Raw genomic sequence first — 19,218 nt, forward strand, 5'->3', positions numbered from 1 at the left:
ACTAAATCTGTTTACCGTTTTTCCAGATCATATCCGGCTTGATCTTTCCCTGATTGTATAGAATCTCCCTGTAATCATCAACAGGAAAGGCAATCATGTCTGCTTTCATTCCTGCTGCTATTCTACCGCGATCGTTCAACCCAAGTGCCTTTGCTGCTCTGAATGTGATTCCTGAGAATATTTCAGCAGAACTCAGCTTTTCATAAATCCCCAGAATGGCTGCCTGAACCAACAGGTCGCCCATTGGGCCTGAACCAGGATTCCAGTCTGTCGATATAGCCAGTGATGCTCCAGCATCCAACAGCTTTCGTGCCGGGGTAAATTGCATTCCCAATCCTATACTTGCTCCAGGTAGAGCTACTGCCACCGTATCAGATTCGGCTAAAAGCTCAACTTCCTTATCTGTACTCGCTTCCAAATGGTCGGCACTTCGGGCTCCCAGTTCTACAGCAATCTGACTGCCGCCGGTATGGAATTGATCCGCATGGATGGTTAAATCAAATCCAAGGTTCTTAGCAGCAGTCATGTAGTCTTTAGCTATTTCCACGGGGAATGCAGAAGGCTCTACAAAAATGTCAATACGATTAGTAAGTCCTTTTACCATCAGTTTAGGAAGCAATTCCTTTTCCAGATAAGTAAGAAATTCCTTTTTGTCACTATACTCCTTCGGGCAAACATGAGCAGCCAGACAGGTTGGTATTAAATCAGCTTCAACTTTGGATTTTCCTTCCTTTACGACCTCCAAAATTTTCAATTCATTTTCCACATCCAAACCATACCCACTTTTTACCTCGATCGTGGTGACACCATCATGAAGGTGTCGGTTTGCCCTTCGTACAAGACCACTTAAAAGTTCATCTTTTTCCGCAGCTCTGGTTTTGGCCACCGAATCAAAAATACCTCCACCCTGCTCCAGGATTTTTTCATACGATTCCCCTGACATTCGTAGCGTATAGTCCCTGGCGCGAGTCCCTCCCCATACCAAATGGGTATGACAATCAACCAATCCGGGCATTAGTACATGAACACCTTCAACCTCATCAATTTGCTCTATCTCTTTGGATAGACTTTCAAATGACCCTGTTTTTAAAATTTTTTCGCCATCAACTAAAACACCTCCATTTTTCACGATTTCCAGCTTAGCATCATCCAGAGGTCCTTTTTCTGAAGTGTTAGCTAATGTGATTATCTCTTTAAATGGACCGATCAGTTTCGACATGGTACGATAATTGAATTATTTACAAAAGTTACGATTTTTGCTAAAGTATCACGAACCACACCCATCATGAAAAAACTCATCACATCATTAACAATTATTTTAATTTCGATTAGCTCCTTCGCTCAAATGGGCAGCCTTTCCCTGGCCTTTGGGTTACCCCAAAATGAATTCAGGGAAAACACAGATGCCACTGGTTTTGGTGGTGATCTTTCCTTTGCCTTTCCGTTTCAAAAAGGAGTGCCTATCTATTTGGGTGGTGATATCAATTATATGGTGTATGGATTGAATTCCCAGGACCATGATTTAAGGGCTGAAATTGTGGCAAACGGGCAAGTAATTGATGAGTTAATCATTCCTCTTAGAGTAACTAATACCAATAGTATTTTCGGTACGCATCTTTTTATGAGGGCCGTTGCACCTTTCGAGCTTATTCAACCATATGCAGAAGGCTTAATAGGTTTTAGATACATCTCCACAAATACCAAAATCATTGATCGATCGGATGATCGACGCTGGGCGGAAGATGATGACAGTGATGTGATTTCCAGAAAGACTGTTTTGGATGATTGGATTTTTAGCTATGGATTCGGGGGAGGATTTCTAATAAAAGTAGGCCCAAGTGTATTTATTGATCTGAGAGCCGACTTCTTTAAAGGTCAGCGAGCACAATACTATGATGGAGATGATACTTCTTCGTGGACGGTTGAGTTTAATGGTGATCCGAACAATTACGACAGAGATACAGTATCAGGTGATGATTTATCCTATGAAAACCAACCCAGAGAGTCAACCACTGATTTATTGGTTTTGAAATTTGGTGTAGCATTTAAGATGTAATCGGGTTTCTGAATAATGAAAGACCGATTTAGCCTTTTACTATCCTTTACTTTTTTCAGTCTTTCCATCATCCATTTTAATTGGGCAATGGGGAACAAATGGGGTCTGAGTAATGCTTTGCCGACAGATGCTAATGGCAATGCAGTTTTACAGCCCACAATTATTGACACACTGATTGTTGGAACTGGCCTGTTATTCTTTGCCCTGTTTTATTTCAGCCAAACTAAGTACTCATTTATCCATCCGCCACGATGGATAAACCTTACATTGAGGTGGTTTATCCCAATCATTTTCTTGCTCCGATCAATAGGTGATTTCAAGTATGTAGGGTTTTTTAAAGAGATAACCGAAACTGAATTTGCCTCGATGGACTCTCTGTTCTATTCACCGCTTTGCCTTGTTATTGCGATAGCTGGTTTTCTAATTATAAAAAAGCAAAAAGGCTAGTAACCATACTTCTCCTTCCATCTTGTTCGCAGAAACTTTCTCAACTCCTCTTCGCGTGCATTCTGTCCTGGGTCGTAAAGTTTCATTCCCCGAATTTCTTCCGGTAAGAATTCCATCTCCGCAAAGCTCATTGGATGATCATGTGCGTATTTGTAGCCCTTCCCATACCCCTGATCTTTCATGAGTTTGGTAGGTGAATTTCGAATGGCCATTGGTACAGGTAAATCTCCGGTTTTTTGCACGAGGGACTGGGCTTGGTTAATCGCCAGATAGCTGGCATTGCTTTTTGGCGAAGAAGCCAGGTAGGTCACACATTGAGACAAAATGATTCTTGACTCAGGATAACCTATCATATTCACCGCCTGAAATGCATTTGTAGCCATGACCAGAGCTGTTGGGTTTGCATTTCCAATATCCTCAGATGCTAGTATGACCAACCTCCTCGCAATAAACTTTACATCTTCACCTCCCTCAATCATTCGGGCTAAGTAGTAAACAGCCGCATTAGGATCACTCCCTCTGATGGACTTTATAAAAGCTGAGATCACATCGTAATGCATCTCGCCTTTCTTATCATACAGTACTGTTTTTCGTTGTGCAGCCTCAATCACCTTTTCATCGGTAATGATCTTTTGCTTTCCCTCATCACTTTTTATGACCAGTTCCAGCAAATTCAAAAGCTTCCTTCCGTCACCCCCGGAAAGATTAAAAAGTGCTTCTGTTTCCTTTAGCACCACCTCATCCTTCTTCAATTCTTCATCCTGCTGCAGTGCTTTTTCTGCAAGCAATGTCAAATGCTCTTTTGTTAGTGCATTGAGCGTATAGACCTGAGATCGTGAGATCAAAGCAGAGTTTACCTCAAAGCTCGGGTTCTCTGTAGTGGCACCTATCAGGGTGATCACTCCTTTTTCCACAGCACCCAGCAAAGCATCTTGTTGTGCTTTATTGAATCTATGAATCTCATCAATAAAAAGTATGGCTTTATTTCCTCTACCAGCCAGTTGAATTACTTCCCGAACTTCCTTTACTCCGGCACTGATGGCACTCAAAGTGTGAAATGGTCGCTTGACTTCATTGGCAATGATATTGGCAATGGTTGTCTTACCAGTTCCCGGAGGCCCCCACAAAATCATCGATGGCACCTGACCTGAGCTTATTGCTCGTCTTAAAACCCCATTTTCACCAACTAAATGTTCTTGTCCGACTAAATCAGAAAGTTTGGAGGGACGCATGCGCTCTGCCAGTGGTGAGGTGTCTTGAAACATGGGTTAAAATTACCAAGTATCTGAAGATGATTTTTCCTAATCCATTGGATTACTTTATTTCTTTCAAATTTCAGATTATAGCGTCTACCCACAGCATACATTTGCGCCGTGAATTGGTCTGCCTTCAAAATTTATTTAGCACTTACACTGGTAAGCCTTTTTTATGGGATCAACTACAGTATCCTGAAGATTGTGGTTCCGGAATACATTGGACCGTATGGCTTCATTGTCTTTCGTGTTATTATCGCATCTGCCATCTTCTGGTTCATTCATTCATTCAACAGGGAAAAAATAAACTGGAAAGAAGACGGATGGACCCTTGCGTTATGTGCCCTCACAGGTGTGGCCGTCAATCAACTGCTTTTCTATAAAGGAATCAGCCTTACTTCTGCCGTGAATGGCTCTATTATTATGACCCTGACACCTGTTTTGGTTTTGATATGGGCTTCTTTACTTATTGGTGAAAAAATCACCCGAACTAAAGTTTTTGGGGTGATACTGGGTTTGATTGGGGCTGTTATTATCCTCTATCAACCGGACGCACTATTGACCACCGGAGACTGGAGAGGCGACATTCTTGTACTAATCAATGGAGCTAGCTATGCGTGCTATCTCGTGCTGGTAAAGCCTCTCATGAAGAAGTACAAACCGATGACGGTTGTGACATGGGTGTTTACTATCGCAATTGTTTTTGTGATCCCAGTTGGATTCTCTCAAGCTGCAGCTGTTGATTTTAGTGCTTTACCACCGAAAGTTTGGTGGAGCATGGGGTATGCAATTCTAATCGTTACGGTAGTCGTTTATTTTCTTAATGCCTGGACACTTGTGAAGGTCAACTCATCAGTGGTTGGGGCTTTTATTTACTTACAGCCCATTTTCGCAACCATGACCGCCATCCTGTTTTTTGGCGAAGTATTTCTTTTCAAACATCTGTTGGCTGCAGCCTTTGTTTTTATCGGCGTTTACCTCGTCACTAAAAAGCAGTCAACTCAGAAATCATAATGGAGCTGAGAATCCCAGCCTTCTAAATTCAGATACAATTGATCCTCAGCTCTAAGTGAAGTGATGTTAAAAGTGAAATTCTTGGTCACAATTGCATCACATAATTCCTCATTTTTCAATGATATTTTTGCAAATCGCTGAACCGGATAAGATTCGGCAATGGCTCCTGAGTCTACCAGCTTTACCACCCATTCACTCCCATCACAACCTGAAGATTGGATTGTTACCCTCAAAGTATCCCCTTCAATTGATGCCTGGAGAATTTGATAATAATCAGTGTTTGTCTCATTATATAAATCAGCACTAATAATCACATTCTCATCAATTATAGCATCCTTAGGATTATCAGATGAACACGAGGCAACCAACAAGGTCATGCAAAAGAAAAGTAAAGTCTTCATGTGCATACTTTTAGAATTAACGAAGACTAAGCAATAATTGTGCGAATCGAATTTGAAAATTGATCAAGACCATCATCATTGAAATCAAGGTGAGTGACAAAACGTACCAAGCCCTTCCCAAACCCTACTGCTAAAATTCCGTTCTTTTCAAGCTCTTCCAACAGCCACTTCTCAGATTTCCCTTCCACTAGTTTTCCTATCACAATATTGGTATCGACTGGCATCACTTCTTCAATAAATGATAAGTCAGTAAGAATTTCCCCAATCTTTTGTGCCCTGGTATGATCTTCTGCTAGCCTGTCCACGTTATGATCAAGTGCATGGATACAAGCAGCTGCCAGGTATCCTGCCTGACGCATCCCACCTCCAAACACTTTTCTTACACGTTTAGCTTCTTTGATTTGATCCTTTGTTCCCAACAATACTGAACCCACCGGAGCACCTAATCCTTTAGAAAAGCAAATAGAAATGGTGTCGAATAATTGTCCGTAAGCTTTCGGGTCTTCTCCGGTTTTGACTAAAGCATTAAAAAACCGTGCTCCATCGAGATGAAGCTTCAAATCATGATCATCACAAACCTGCCTGATTTTCCTGATCTCCTCTATATCATAAATGGATCCACCTCCTTTATTCATCGTGTTTTCCAATACCACGAGCTTCGAATTGGGAAAGTGAATATCATTCGGATTAATGCTTTCAGCCACCTGATTAGCAGTAATCCTCCCTCGATCTCCCTCTAATAATTTTGGTGATAGCATCGAATTATACATCATCCCCCCGCCTTCATACATGTAGACGTGTGAATGTTTGTGACAGATCACCTCATCCTGCGGGCGGGTATGGATACGCATGGCAATCTGATTGGTCATCGTACCGGATGGACAATACAATGCATCGTCCATTCCAAACATGCGAGCTATTTTCTCCTGAAGTTTGTTTACTGTTGGGTCATCACCAAACACATCATCTCCTACTTCTGCAGACATCATTGCCTCCAGCATTTCCTTTGTTGGTTTTGTTATCGTATCACTTCTTAGATCAATCATTTTCTTCATTTATCAATATCCATTCTGAATGTTTAAATGGCTCCCAAGGCACACTTGCAAGATCTACATTTTTGTCAATCAATGGCCTACTCGGATGTCCGTTTAATGAAACTTTTGCGTCCGCATAAATAGCTACCTGCTTTCCATTTTCAGCATATTCTTTTTTTAACCGTTGGGCAAATTGCCAAATCATATCAGGTTGTACCATCAATGATGACTGCTGATCCCGGGTCAGATAATTGCTGATTTTTACACGCTCCCTTTCCCCCGTGGAGAGATCCTTCACATCCATTTTAATAAATCCCGATTTTGCTCGTAACATCATTCGCCAGGAAAGGCGGTGACCCTCTTCAGTAAAGGCCACATCCCCCTTAATGAGGTGGTGTCTGAGTGGAAGCAAAAGTTGCAAAATGAAATATGCGCCAAGCACATAGGTCCAACTCAATGAAAGCTGCTTTCTCACAAGGTAAACTTGCGGCTTCTTTTTAAAGAAGATACTTGTGATAGTTTCCGGAGGAAAAAAGAAAACGGTCAGGCCAATCATGAGGTATGGAAAGATGCCGATCTGAAAAACAAAAGAATTGAATAGGTTGAAAATGATGGAAAGAATAAATCCGACTTTTCGTGTTTTTGGATGCAGGAGCAAAAAGATGATCGTGCCATCATAAATAACCCCGCCCCAAGCAATCACCAATTGAAACCATTTTTCCTGAAGGAGCGGTCCTATTAACCAGTAATTTGATTTGTATTGAAACCAAATAGCTAATGGCCGTGCCTCCAGCCAGTCCCAATGCATCTTATGAATACTGGCATACACATAAACAATAATGATCTGAAGAATGAAAAACCAGTGGCAGATTCTTTGACATGAGTTATTCGGAATAGTCAACCCACTCTTAGCATCTAATGATCTACTCTTATGTGCCGGGAGAATAATCATTGCTGCACTCAGTAAGACCAACAGATAGTAATGATTGTTATAGTGTGTTTTTTGCATGAGGTATACCATCGTCCACATACTGAAAAAGACAAATGTGGAAGCACGGTAAAACAGCCCCAGCATGATGAAAATAGCTGCGGTTCCCATGATTAGAAAGTAATAGATCATGCCATTGCCTTCCAGTGGCTGTAGCCACTCAAAGCCAATCATGGTAAAGGTGAACTTTGGGTCGATAAATGCTTTTTGTACCCAACCCGTCAGAATTGCTCCATAGCTTTCGGCAGCTGCTAAAAAACCAAAAACCATTCGAAACAAGATAAGCGGACTGTTATCTACCTGCGTTCCTAAAAATGACCGGGTGGATGAGAGCATTGAATCAATTTTCTACTGGTGAAAATAATTCCTTCACGAAAGATTATTCAATGCATCATGGTTAAAAAATAGAAAAGGAGCCCGAAAGCTCCTTTATTCTAAACCTAAGTAAATATGAAGAGGATTAATTACTTACACTGTCAAACGATCCCATCTGGTTGAGGTTTAGCTATTTAACGATCTTTAACTATCCGAAAGTCGGATTCATCGAAAGTTTCAATACCTCAATGATGAAATCACTTTTACATTGTCGCGAAAAGTGTGCCAAAGGCTTTCTAATTCAGAAGAAAGTTTTATCTCATACGGTAAGAAAGACCAAATAGCAGCATTTTATGAGCGGCAATTTGCTTAAGTAATTGGTAGACAGTTTTAATCGTATATTTTTGCGGAAAATCTAAAAGAAATGAGTGTTCTTGTAAATAAAGATTCTAAAATCATTGTACAGGGCTTCACAGGCTCTGAAGGTACTTTTCACGCCGGTCAGATGATCGAATACGGCTCTAATGTCGTGGGTGGTGTTACACCTGGTAAGGGTGGACAAACCCATTTAGACAAACCGGTATTCAATACCGTAAAGGAGGCTGTTGATAAAACCGGTGCTGATGTTACCATCATTTTTGTACCACCAGCATTTGCGGCTGATGCCATCATGGAAGCGGCTGATGCCGGCATCAAAGTGATTGTGACCATCACCGAGGGTATTCCTGTGAAAGACATGATGAATGCCAAACCATACGCAAAATCAAGAGGAGCGGTGCTTGTCGGACCAAACTGCCCTGGAGTTATCACTCCCGAAGAAGCTAAAGTGGGTATCATGCCGGGCTTTGTATTCAAAAAAGGAAAAGTAGGAATCGTTTCAAAATCAGGAACATTGACTTATGAGGCAGCTGACCAGGTGGTGAAAGCAGGAATGGGTATTTCTACTGCAATTGGTATTGGTGGCGACCCGATTATTGGTACTTCTACAAAAGAAGCCGTTCAGATGTTGATGGAAGATCCGGAAACAGAGGGAATCGTGATGATTGGTGAGATTGGTGGATCATACGAAGCTGACGCTGCAAAGTGGATCAAAGAAAATGGCAACAAAAAACCGGTGGTTGGATTTATCGCCGGACAAACAGCGCCTCCTGGAAGAAGAATGGGTCACGCTGGAGCCATTATCGGAGGAAAAGATGATACCGCTGAAGCGAAAATGAGAATTATGAGTGAGTGTGGGCTACACGTAGTAGACTCTCCTGCTGATATTGGAGCTGTGATGAAGAAAGCACTCAGCTAGTTAAGAATTTTGAAAATAATAATTAAAGCCTCTACCGAGGCTTTTTTTTTGCCCAAACAATATCAACTAAAAATTTAGTTTGAAATAATTTGCAGATTAAAACTAAAGGATTAGTTTTGAAACTAAGTTATTAGTTAAAAGACGAAATCAATGAAGCCACTTACTCAAGCAGAAGAAGAGATTATGCAAATTCTCTGGCATTTGGAAAAAGCGTTTGTCAAAGAAATCGTAGAAGAATACGATGATCCCAAGCCTGCATACAATACCATTTCTACTTTGATTAGAATAATGGAAAAGAAGGGTTTTGTGGGATATGAAGCATTTGGAAAATCTCACCGTTACTACCCATTGATCGACAAAGAGACCTACAGCAAAAAACATCTCAACCGCTTTGTAGACAAGTATTTTAGCGGATCCTACAAAGAGCTGGTTTCCTTCTTTACCAAGGAGAAGGAAATGAGCGTCCGTGACCTGGAGAAACTATTGGATGAACTTAAAAAAGACCAGTCATGATTACCTATTTAATCGAGTTTGCCCTCTTGCATTTACTATTCTATACAGTCTATAAACTGATGCTTTCACAAGAAACGCAGCTGAAGTTTCTGAGATTCTTTCTTTTAGGATCAACCTGTTTAGCATTGATTGTTCCTTTCCTTGAGATACCCACGTCATCTCAGGCTGTTTTTGTGAACCTCGCATCAAGCGTTTATCCGGCGTTCGAAGTGAGTCCGGTCGACTCTGGTTCTTCTTCCAGGTCCTGGATCGAATTAACCGTATTGGCTCTTTCCCTATTCTTCACATTGAAGTTCATTTCAGGGATTATTCAAATAGTAGCTTATTACAACAAAAGCATTGAAAAGAATATTAATGGTATCACTGTGAGGGAAATTCCCAAACTGGAGACCAGCTTCACCTTCTTCCGATGGATATTTATCGATAGCAGTCATTTCGAGAATCCGGAAGATATTATTCAACATGAATTGGGGCATGCCAAAAAACTTCATACACTGGATATGGTCTTTTACCACCTTCTAACTATCCCTTTTTGGTGGCTTCCATCCATCTGGTTGATGATCAAAGAATTGAAAAAAGTGCATGAGTTTGAGGCGGATGAATTCGCCCTGAAAGTAAATGACAAAACCTATGCAAAGACCTTGGTGCTGTGCACCTTGAGAGCTCATGGGATGAACCTGGCCAGTTCATTCGATGACGCTCCTATTTTTAACCGATTAAATTTTATGAAAAAGATGAAAAAGAAAATCAGTATTTGGAAGGTAGCAAGTGTTACCGCATTAGTGGCCATTTCCGGAGCTATGTTTGCCTGCGAAGATGAGCTGGAATCAGAAATTAAGAGAATCGCTGAGGAAAGTAATCAACAGATAGATTACTCCACAGATGTAAAAGCTGCACTAGCTGAGCTCAAGAAAAATAACCCGGGAGTTGAGTATGCGGTTGTGGAAACCAGCCTTGAAAATGAAACTAGTATAGAAAAACTGAACTCCTACGATCCGGGACAAATTGCTAAGATTTTTGTAACCAAAGAAGACGATCATAAGCGTGTGGTTATGATCATTAGTCAGGATTCAGATCTTTTCAATAAAACCGTAGAAGTTCAGCAGCATGATTCTTACGATGATGTATTTGCTATCGTTGAGCAAGCTGCTGCTTTCCCGGGTGGAATCGATGCATTCAAACAATACCTCGCAGAAAATCTAAATTACCCGCAAGTTGCTCAGGAAAACAAAGAAGAAGGACGAGTTTTTGTTGAGTTCATTGTAGAAAAGGATGGGAGTATATCGGATGCGCACGTAGTAAAAGGAATAGGTGGAGCATGTGACAAAGAAGCGGTGCGGGTGCTTATGAACTCACCAAAATGGAATCCAGGTGAACAAAGCGGACGAAAAGTACGTCAAAGGCTGGTTCAGAGTATCGATTTCAAACTTTCAAGCTAATTGCTAGCTCTCATAATAACGACCCTGACCTAAAAGGCCAGGGTTTACTTGTGTCCTATTCAAAATGATATAGAAATACCATTGTTGCAGTAAATGCAGGCTTTTTCTCTCCTTTTATCTCTAGAAGTGCATCTACTTCTGCTTTTGAGATGCCTCGAAGATTTACCAGAGATTTTAAAGTTGCTGTCAGCTTCACCTCGTCATTCACTTTTACGGCCTGACCAAATTTTAGCTTATCAATTCCATAGTTCACTAACATTTTCACATTGTTGAACTCAGCTATCTGCTCCCACAAATAAGGCATCAGCGAGAGCGTCAAATAACCATGAGCAATGGTAGTACCAAAAGGGCCCTCTTTTGCTCTTTCCGGATCGGTATGTATCCACTGATGATCAAGCGTTGCGTCTGCAAACTTGTTGATTTGTTCCTGAGTAATTTGATGATAGTCAGAAACCCCCATCACCTTACCTAGTTGTTGTTCAAATTCCTGGTGATTATTGATAATTAGCTTACCCATAGTTTTTAATTAGGTCAATTTTTTTCCGATTCAAATGTAGAACAGGATTTTAAGAAAAGTTTATTTTAAAGTGTTCTTCAACGACTAGCTATGAATCTTTATTTATTTATCACACCTTCAACTTGCTGATAATAAGTTATTTACAATTCAACTCATTCTATTTTTAGACCTGCATTAAATGACAATAATTATTGATCAATAAAATTTATTCATATTAAAATTTGGATTTACTAAAATTCCTGATCTAGGTTTGCAATATCAAATCGATAAGGTATCGATTTATAAAGAAGCGCCGAGAGACAGGCTCTGTGACGCGCTAGCAACCCCCCGAAAATCGGAAACGGTGCTAATTCCTGAACGATAAATTGATTGCTATGAAAACATCAAACATCATTGGTTCTCGCTACCCTGAAAAAAATGCACCGGGGAAAACCGATTCTTCAATATCGATTTCTCATTTTTATATGTGTTGTTGTTTTAGGAATAGCTAATACTTCACTTAGCAAACCTTCCTAGTTCATAAAAACATTTTCGTAACCTTCAAACGGTTACTCATAAACACACATATATGAAAAAAATATTCAAGTCTAATTCTCTTGGTTTTAAGGTTGTGGAACCTTTGGTCCTGGAGTGCGGTGATGCACTTCGGGATCTTAGGATCCATTATACAACCATTGGGGAGTTGGATGAATCCAGGTCCAATGTAGCTTGGGTTTTTCATGCGCTTACCGCTAATAGCGATCCACTGGAATGGTGGAAAGGGCTTTTTGAGCATGAAAGTCCAATTAATCCTGAAAAAGACTTTATCATCTGTGCCAATATCCTTGGCTCGTGCTATGGAACCACGGAACCTGAAGATTTCAACTTTCCACCAATCACCGTTCGGGATATAGTAGAGGCACATAAGCTACTTCGGGATCATTTAGGTATTCAGAAGATAAAAGTTGGGATAGGAGGATCACTCGGCGGTCAACAGGTTTTGGAGTGGGCTGTTCACGAACCTGAATTGTTTCAAACTATTATTCCAATAGCAACCAATGCAAAGCACTCTGCCTGGGGTATCGCATTTAACGAAGCACAACGAATGGCACTGCGTCAGGATGATCTTAAAAAAGGACTGGAAGCAGCAAGAGCAATCGCCATGCTCTCCTATAGGAATTATAAAACCTATCAGGAAACACAAACAGATACCGATGGAAGAACAGATGAATTTTTAGCCTCCTCCTATCAGCAGTATCAAGGACAGAAGCTCAGCAAAAGATTTTCACCATACAGCTACTATTATTTGTCAAAAGCAATGGATAGCCATGATGTAGGCAGACATTATGATGGGGTCAAAAATGCCTTACAGCGAATCCAATCAAAAGCAATTGTCATAGGCGTGGATTCTGATATCCTCTTCCCGGTTGAAGAACAAAAGCAGATTGCAGATGAAATAGCTAATGGGTCATTTCATGTCATAACTAGTCTTTATGGACATGACGGTTTTTTACTTGAGACCGAGCAAATAAACAATATTTTAAAAAGAGAATTGAAGTGAAAACAGCTAAGAAAATAGGTCTTTTCGGTTTTGGAACCGTAGGAAAAGGGTTTTATGAGAATCTGAAAAAGCATCCTCACTTACCGGCTAAAATTGAAAAAGTATGCGTGAAGCGATTAGACCTTCCTCGCATTGGTCATGAGCTATACTTTACCAATAATCCCGATGAATTACTGGAGGACCCGAATTTGGACATCATTGTAGAACTCATTGACGATGCAGAAGCAGCTAAAGTTTTTGTTGAAAAAGCACTCAATAATGGAAAGGCTGTTATCAGTGCCAATAAAAAAATGATTGGAGAAAGTCTGGCTGAAATTGATTTGTGGCATCAGGCATTTCAACCCAATTTTTTATATGAGGCTGCAGTCGGTGGTGGCATCCCGATAGTCCATGCAATCGATGGTTTTTTCAGAGATCAGGATATTACGCAAATCAGGGGAATATTAAATGGATCTTCCAATTACATTCTAACGCAGATGCAACAACAAAACTGGTCTTATGAACAGGCCTTGAAGGACGCTCAAAAGAAGGGTTTTGCAGAACGCAACCCATCATTGGATGTGAGCGGAATGGATGCTGCCTATAAGCTCTCCATTCTAGCGTATCACGCATTTGGACAGGTGCCTTCTATGAAAAGTTTTGAAATAGAAAGTATAGAGGATGTGACAAGCGACGATATCAAAAAAGCAAAATCCAAAAGAAGAAAGATCAAACCAATAGCCACTTTGGTGAAAGGTTCAGATGGCATCAGTTGCGCAATAAAACCCGAAGCGGTTGGACCGAATGATGAATTCTACTCTGTTGATTTTGAAAATAATGCAGTGAGTGTGGAAACACTGGTGAGTGGAAGACATGTTGCGGTTGGGAAAGGGGCTGGCTCCTTACCAACAGGTTCGTCCGTACTTGAAGATTTAAAACGCCTCCTCCAAGGCTACAGTTATCAGGTTAGTAAAAGGGTTAAAACTGTAGCATAAAAAAGCCCCGATCTTCCAAATGGCGGACGGGGCTTTAAAAAAAGTGTAATTCTTCAAAAGGATGCCGTTTAAAGCTTGGTGATTTTTTTCACAATAACCTTGCTGTCGGTTTCAATGCGCAGTATAAAAATCCCAGCTGATTCTGTTAATAATTGCATATCAAGCCGATTTAAGGATATTCTTTCAAAATTAAATGGTATGACCTTACCGGATAAATCAGTTACATGTATTGATGTAATTTTTTCACTTACCAAGTTTTCTACCATGAATTTACTGTGAGTCGGATTTGGATAGATTCTTAAGTCATTAGCACCAAGTCCTAGTACATTATTTAATACAATATTCACAGTAGCAGCCGCTGTAAACTCACCATCGGTCGCTTCAACTGTCAATTCAAAAGGGTCATTACTGGTGAATCCATCCGGGTTTGTTACGGTAATGACACCTTCATCATTTATAGCAAAAAGTTCATCAATGTTTCCTTCAGTAATTGTGAGGGTTAGATCGTCATTGTCAGGGTCGGAAAACTCCAATACCCCTACTTCAGCATTTGCTTCCGGCTTTCCATTAATTTCAAATGTTGCATCAGCAATTATTGGTGCTTCATTCACATTTAGTAAAACAATACTAACAATGCTTGATACAGTAAACTCATCATCGCTAACCTCAATAGTCAACTCAAATGAAGGATTGTCATCAATATCTATTGCATTTGCATTATTTACAGTTAAAACTCCTTGCGCGTCAATGGAGAAAGCATCGTCTGTATTCCCATCGGTGATAACAAGCACTAAGTCATCTTCTTCAGGATCAGAAAACTCAACGGAACCAACTTCCGTACCTGCCTCCAGCAGTTCATTGATCTCGAATGTTGCATCTGAAATAGCAGGCGTTTCATTTACATTTAATATTTCAATCACAATTTGTCCGACACCTTGTAGACCACCTCTGTCAGTAACTTCTAAAGTCAACTCAAACACAGGATTCGTTTCAAAATCTATCTGTGCACTATCAGCGATTTGAATCTCATTATCAACCAAGGCAAAAGCCTCATTTGTATTCCCTGCCACAATTGCTAGTGTCCCTAAGTCCACATTCGAGTTAACATCTGTAACCACCACAGATCCAACGACCAGACCGTTTTCTGAGTTCTCATCTATCGTAATACTTTCTCCTTCAATTACTGGAGCCACATTGACATAAGCAGAATATACATGAGCTGTGGTATCACTTTCTGTAACTAAAATATCAGGAATTCCATCACTATTAAAATCACCTATTGCAGGTTTTCTGTAAGTATTTACAAAGTTGTTTGACCTTCCCAATGGACGTTCGAATACGGAATTGTAGCGTATTGAAGGAATCATCGACTCTTCCGAATTTTCCATTTCTACCATTACCCCATTTGAGCCGAAAGGTGTAAAGAACACAAAATCATCTAACCCTTCTTCGCTTGGATCTTTAATCACTTCAAACTCAAGAGATCCACTTACCAACTCGAGCTCGAATTCACCATTCATTGGCTGGCTGGTCACATTAAATGATGCATCTGCTACAAGGTCGAACGAGGTACCTCCGTAATAGATGTTTATCAGTTTATCTACTTCTAGATTTGGAACATTGAAAAAAGAAATAGCCACATCAGGAAACTCATCACCATTGAAATCGCCCGTTCGGAGATGATTGGCATCAAAATTCATTGAAAAATCAGCCGACGCAAAGTTTCCTGATGCATTACCCCTAAAAATAGAAACAACATCATCCTGAAATGTTGATACCGCAAAATCATCAATTCCATCTCCGGAAATATCTCCCAATCCTTGAACTCTACATCCAAAACTATAATCCAACGACGTGGTTTCTCTATATGAAATTGAGAAATCACTTGCGATATCTACAATATACCCTTTGGCATTACTTAAAATAGTTCCAAAGAAAAATTCGTCTGAACCATCCCCATCCACATCTCCAATATTGTTGCCTGGAATCGGGAATCCTTCATTATAAATTCCTTCAGTGCCAAGGAGCAAAATACTTGCCGGATCATTACCAAATGGTTGTGAGCCATCAAACACAAAGAAAGCATACTGTCTAAGGCCATTTAATGAATCTATTAGGTTTATTATCACATCTTGCATACCATCCCCATTGTAATCTCCCATATGCAAATCCTGATAAAACCTATTATTTATTTCGAAATCACTAAAACCTTCAAACTCTAATCCATTGGGTGACCCGGAGTAGTATGAGATTTCATTCGAGTTTTTTAGCACAATTAAGTCATCAAACCCGTCCCCATTAAAATCGTGGGCAAGTGAATTGCGGTATCGATGCTGGATCGAATCTTTTGCATCAAACGAAAAATACGGATCAATACTTTTGTACTCCGTGTTGAAATAATTAACCCTTCCTCTTACAATGCCTGAACTCAGGATCAGGTCAGGAAAGTTTGGGTGAGAAGCTTCCGCTCTAAGGTTTACCCGATTGTCTGTCGCCAGATCAAATGTTACGGTGTTGCTGGTGCTTGAAAGCTCTGTGTCATCATTGAACCATCTATATGATGCTCCATTAAAAGCAGGCACACTGGTTGTTATTGTAGACGGGCTTTCGAGTACAATCAGCTCATCCTCAGTAATCAAACCTTGTGAATTATAAATTAAAGTTTTGTTTGTGTCTGTAACAAAATCAGCAAATGGAGACAGATCGTCGAATGTTAAACGATTAAGAGAAACATCCAGATAGTACAAGTCTTCAAGACTTTGAATTCCTTGATTAATGCTTTGTGCTCCTGTTCCCGAGATATTTAGCACCTGAAGTGCATCCAAGTCAGCAATTTCATCGGGCAACTCTCCAAAAGCACCTAAAACATCCAAGTCAAGTGATGTAACCCGATTACTGCTCGTACCAACCCCTTCCCAGGTAGCAGCAATATCATTAAACCAGGTGGACTGATTCCAGAATTCACCACCCATTGCATCATATATGCTCACCAATGCCAATGAATCAGATGCCAAGATTGGTAAGAACTGTCCATCATTTCTGGTAATAACCGATGCATTTAGCTCAATATCCGCATCCGGTATTCTGTTGTATGAAACATCGAATACGTTAAGTGCTGTTAAACCATTTAAATCTGGTAGTCCATTAAACTGATTATCCCTGATATACAACAGTTCCAAGCTTGTCAGATTTCCAAATTCAGACGGCAATGCTCCATCTAAATTATTGTTGTTAACATCAAAAAGCCTAACGTTACTCAGGGAGCCTAATTCCGGCGGGATTTCACCAGTGAGCTCATTAGTGCCTAAATCCAAATTTACTATGCTCGATAGATTTCCAAATTCAGGTGGTATGTCGCCTGTTAAATTATTTTCCCATAGATAAAGCGTTCTCATATTATTTAGATTACCTAGTTCCCGTGGAATTTCACCAGAAAGTTGATTTTGAGAGAATTCCATATAAATAATATTGGTCAAACTCCCTAGCTCGGCAGGCAGTGTGCCAGTCAGGTTATTACCCCACAGATATAAAGTATGTAGGTTAGTCAAGTTCCCAATTTCAGGAGGTATTGAACCGCTAAATTGGTTTTGCCCCGCACTTAGCCTTTGGAGACTGGTTAGGTTGGTTAAGCCCAGAGGTATTTCACCAGAGAGTTGATTATTGTAAAGCTCCAGACTGGTGAGCTGAGAAAGATTTCCAATTTCATCTGGAATTGAGCCGGTAAGTTGATTACTTCTAACATCAAAGTATGTCATATCAGTCCAGTTGCCAATTTCTGAAGGAATCGATCCGATTAGTTGGTTATCGCTTACATCGAACCTGGTTAAATCCAGGTTGCCTATTGAAGCAGGTAGACTTCCGGATAGGTTATTGAACTCTAACTGTAGTTCAGTTACTTGGTTATTTTCTACCGTAACACCTCTCCAGGTCACCACCGGGCCTACTAACCAATTTGTGCTGGAAATCCATCCACTATCACTTGTTGCCTCATAAAGTTCAACTAAAGCAAGGGAATCTGATACTGAAACACTTGTGTTTTGGTCAGGAAAAACATCAAAGAAATTTACAATAGTGCCTCCACCCAATGCTATCTTAGATCCAGCTTCATCAAAAGAAACCGCATTGCTTTGAAATGAGATGTTATCCTGAACATACCAAAACCCGTTCAAGTTGGCATAAATTTCAGTTGCGGTATCAAAATTGTCTGCCACAGCCACTTTTGAACCGGAATTCTCCACGCTCACATCCCATCCAAATTGAACAGAGCCTGGAGGGCTCATAAAATAATTTATCAATTGAAATACGTCATTATCATCTATTTCATATAAATAAACTCCATCAAAAACACTTCCGACTGCAGCAAATTGACCGTTTGGACTTAAGTCAACAGAAAATCCATAGAATCCGCCTTGAAAATCATTGGATGTATTGAACCATTCGAATCCATCATATACAAACAGTTCGGCAGAACCGAATGCAGAACCTGCTATCAATGTATTTCCATCTGCACTGATACTTACATTATGTGAGCCTTCGATCAATACCTCCGGGTCTTTGACCCATGTGTCCATTTCCAACCTGTATACATTCACACTATCTGAACTAAATGCGAGTATGGTCCCATCCTGATTGAGTGCAATATTTTCGCGATAGAACAAGCCATCACCGGCACTAGCTCCTTGAATAGCCTGACCAATTTGCTCCCATGCACCTGAATTATATTGGAAAACCCGAACATATCCGGTGGTATCCTGTAGATTGTTAGCCAAAGATGCAACCGCTACTGTACTGCCATCTCCGCTAATACTTACAGCATATCCAGCATTATCACCTTCAGCTTCACCGAGAATAGAGCTTCCAATTTGAATCCAATCTCCGGATAAATTTTCATAAACACTTGCGCTACCTGCATTTAAGCCGTTTTCATCATTACCATCTGTTCCAACTACCAGCCTGGTTCCATCTGCGCTTAAATCTAAGACATCAATAAATTCCTCAGAAATGATTTGATCAAGAAATGATACGGCAAGTTGCCTGTTTTGCTGAAGGCTATTTCCGTATTCAATTTTATAATTAGTGAATCGAGTAGGAAAGCGACTTTCAGGGGTCACATGCTGTTGTGATTCAAAATAATCTGAAGCTCCAGCATTCATGCTTGCTCTGGACAATAATTGATACATATCCTTTGCTCGATCGCTACTATTTACTGCATTGATCTTAGCTTGAGACTTATCTTTTACTTCAGTTCGATGCTTTAAGGTTCGAACATTTCCCTTTGCATCAATCATTTTTGCCTCCTGAGCAAGCACCCCGAACGGGATGATTCCTAACAGGAGGAAATAGGTTTTTAAGTAAGATTTTTTCATGGTGGATCGGGTTTTTTAAAAATTAAACTAAGAATAACCCGCATGAAATGAAATACCCATTAAG

General features: G+C 40.3%; 15 protein-coding genes and 1 riboswitch. Of the genes, 8 read left to right on the forward strand and 7 right to left on the reverse strand.

What is annotated here, in order from left to right:
* Window position 1 precedes the first annotated feature (1 nt).
* Window positions 2-1,219: an imidazolonepropionase gene (gene hutI, locus RIC88_RS13215; protein ID WP_350218020.1), complete on the reverse strand. Its 1,218-nt coding sequence runs from the start codon at window positions 1,217-1,219 to the stop codon at window positions 2-4.
* A 66-nt stretch (window positions 1,220-1,285) separates the two neighbouring features.
* On the opposite strand from hutI, the gene RIC88_RS13220 reads away from it, so the two are divergent.
* Both RIC88_RS13220 and RIC88_RS13225 read left to right on the forward strand, forming a co-directional pair.
* Window positions 1,286-2,056: a hypothetical protein gene (locus tag RIC88_RS13220; RefSeq protein ID WP_350218021.1), complete on the forward strand. Its 771-nt coding sequence runs from the start codon at window positions 1,286-1,288 to the stop codon at window positions 2,054-2,056.
* Window positions 2,057-2,071: 15 nt separating this feature from the next.
* The gene (locus RIC88_RS13225; RefSeq protein ID WP_350218022.1) at window positions 2,072-2,503 is read left to right on the forward strand and encodes a DUF3995 domain-containing protein; all 432 of its coding nucleotides are present in this window, start codon (window positions 2,072-2,074) and stop codon (window positions 2,501-2,503) included.
* Here the strand turns inward: RIC88_RS13225 and RIC88_RS13230 are convergent.
* Window positions 2,500-3,768: a replication-associated recombination protein A gene (locus tag RIC88_RS13230; RefSeq protein WP_350218023.1), complete on the reverse strand. Its 1,269-nt coding sequence runs from the start codon at window positions 3,766-3,768 to the stop codon at window positions 2,500-2,502. The genes RIC88_RS13225 and RIC88_RS13230 overlap by 4 nt on opposite strands.
* Before the next feature lie 108 nt (window positions 3,769-3,876).
* Here RIC88_RS13230 and RIC88_RS13235 point away from each other — a divergent pair, with 108 nt between their 5' ends.
* Window positions 3,877-4,770, forward strand: coding sequence for a DMT family transporter (locus RIC88_RS13235; RefSeq protein WP_350218024.1), 894 nt, complete (start codon window positions 3,877-3,879; stop codon window positions 4,768-4,770).
* Here the strand turns inward: RIC88_RS13235 and RIC88_RS13240 are convergent.
* Genes RIC88_RS13240 through RIC88_RS13250 form a run of 3 tightly spaced genes read right to left on the reverse strand, consistent with a single transcriptional unit; the run spans window position 4,758 to window position 7,529 of the window.
* A complete protein-coding gene (locus RIC88_RS13240; RefSeq protein WP_350218025.1) occupies window positions 4,758-5,171 on the reverse strand; it encodes a hypothetical protein in 414 nt (137 codons plus the stop codon). The two genes, RIC88_RS13235 and RIC88_RS13240, sit on opposite strands and share 13 nt — an antisense overlap.
* Before the next feature lie 26 nt (window positions 5,172-5,197).
* Entirely contained in the window at window positions 5,198-6,217 is a 1,020-nt protein-coding gene (locus RIC88_RS13245) for a threonine aldolase family protein (RefSeq protein WP_350218026.1), read from the reverse strand.
* A complete protein-coding gene (locus RIC88_RS13250) occupies window positions 6,210-7,529 on the reverse strand; it encodes an HTTM domain-containing protein (RefSeq protein WP_350218027.1) in 1,320 nt (439 codons plus the stop codon). The genes RIC88_RS13245 and RIC88_RS13250 overlap by 8 nt, the downstream gene beginning before the upstream one ends.
* Before the next feature lie 403 nt (window positions 7,530-7,932).
* Here RIC88_RS13250 and sucD point away from each other — a divergent pair, with 403 nt between their 5' ends.
* The 3 genes from sucD (at window position 7,933) to RIC88_RS13265 (ending at window position 10,757) form a co-directional block, all read left to right on the forward strand.
* Window positions 7,933-8,805 (forward strand): succinate--CoA ligase subunit alpha, encoded by an 873-nt coding sequence (gene sucD / locus RIC88_RS13255; RefSeq protein WP_350218028.1) that lies wholly within the window; start codon window positions 7,933-7,935, stop codon window positions 8,803-8,805.
* 150 nt (window positions 8,806-8,955) lie between these two features.
* Window positions 8,956-9,318, forward strand: coding sequence for a BlaI/MecI/CopY family transcriptional regulator (locus RIC88_RS13260; RefSeq protein WP_350218029.1), 363 nt, complete (start codon window positions 8,956-8,958; stop codon window positions 9,316-9,318).
* Window positions 9,315-10,757 carry a TonB family protein gene (locus tag RIC88_RS13265; protein WP_350218030.1) on the forward strand — a complete coding sequence of 481 codons (1,443 nt, stop codon included), beginning with the start codon at window positions 9,315-9,317 and terminating at the stop codon, window positions 10,755-10,757. Before RIC88_RS13260 ends, RIC88_RS13265 begins: the two co-directional genes overlap by 4 nt.
* Window positions 10,758-10,812: 55 nt before the next feature.
* Here the strand turns inward: RIC88_RS13265 and RIC88_RS13270 are convergent, their stop codons facing one another.
* Window positions 10,813-11,274, reverse strand: coding sequence for a MaoC family dehydratase (locus RIC88_RS13270; protein ID WP_350218031.1), 462 nt, complete (start codon window positions 11,272-11,274; stop codon window positions 10,813-10,815).
* Between the two features lie 276 nt (window positions 11,275-11,550).
* A riboswitch (SAM riboswitch) is annotated at window positions 11,551-11,655 on the forward strand.
* 187 nt (window positions 11,656-11,842) lie between these two features.
* Here RIC88_RS13270 and RIC88_RS13275 point away from each other — a divergent pair.
* Together RIC88_RS13275 and RIC88_RS13280 are read left to right on the forward strand one after the other, a co-directional pair.
* Entirely contained in the window at window positions 11,843-12,814 is a 972-nt protein-coding gene (locus RIC88_RS13275; RefSeq protein WP_350218032.1) for a homoserine O-acetyltransferase family protein, read from the forward strand.
* Complete coding sequence (locus RIC88_RS13280) at window positions 12,811-13,788, forward strand: homoserine dehydrogenase (protein ID WP_350218033.1); 978 nt, start codon at window positions 12,811-12,813, stop codon at window positions 13,786-13,788. The genes RIC88_RS13275 and RIC88_RS13280 overlap by 4 nt, the downstream gene beginning before the upstream one ends.
* A gap of 68 nt (window positions 13,789-13,856) precedes the next feature.
* Here RIC88_RS13280 and RIC88_RS13285 read toward each other — a convergent pair whose 3' ends face one another.
* On the reverse strand, window positions 13,857-19,154 hold the full coding sequence (locus RIC88_RS13285; protein WP_350218034.1) for a leucine-rich repeat domain-containing protein: 5,298 nt from the start codon (window positions 19,152-19,154) through the stop codon (window positions 13,857-13,859).
* Between the last annotated feature and the right edge of the window lie 64 nt (window positions 19,155-19,218).

This window comes from Ekhidna sp. (genome assembly GCF_040220215.1).
Classification (GTDB): domain Bacteria; phylum Bacteroidota; class Bacteroidia; order Cytophagales; family Cyclobacteriaceae; genus Ekhidna.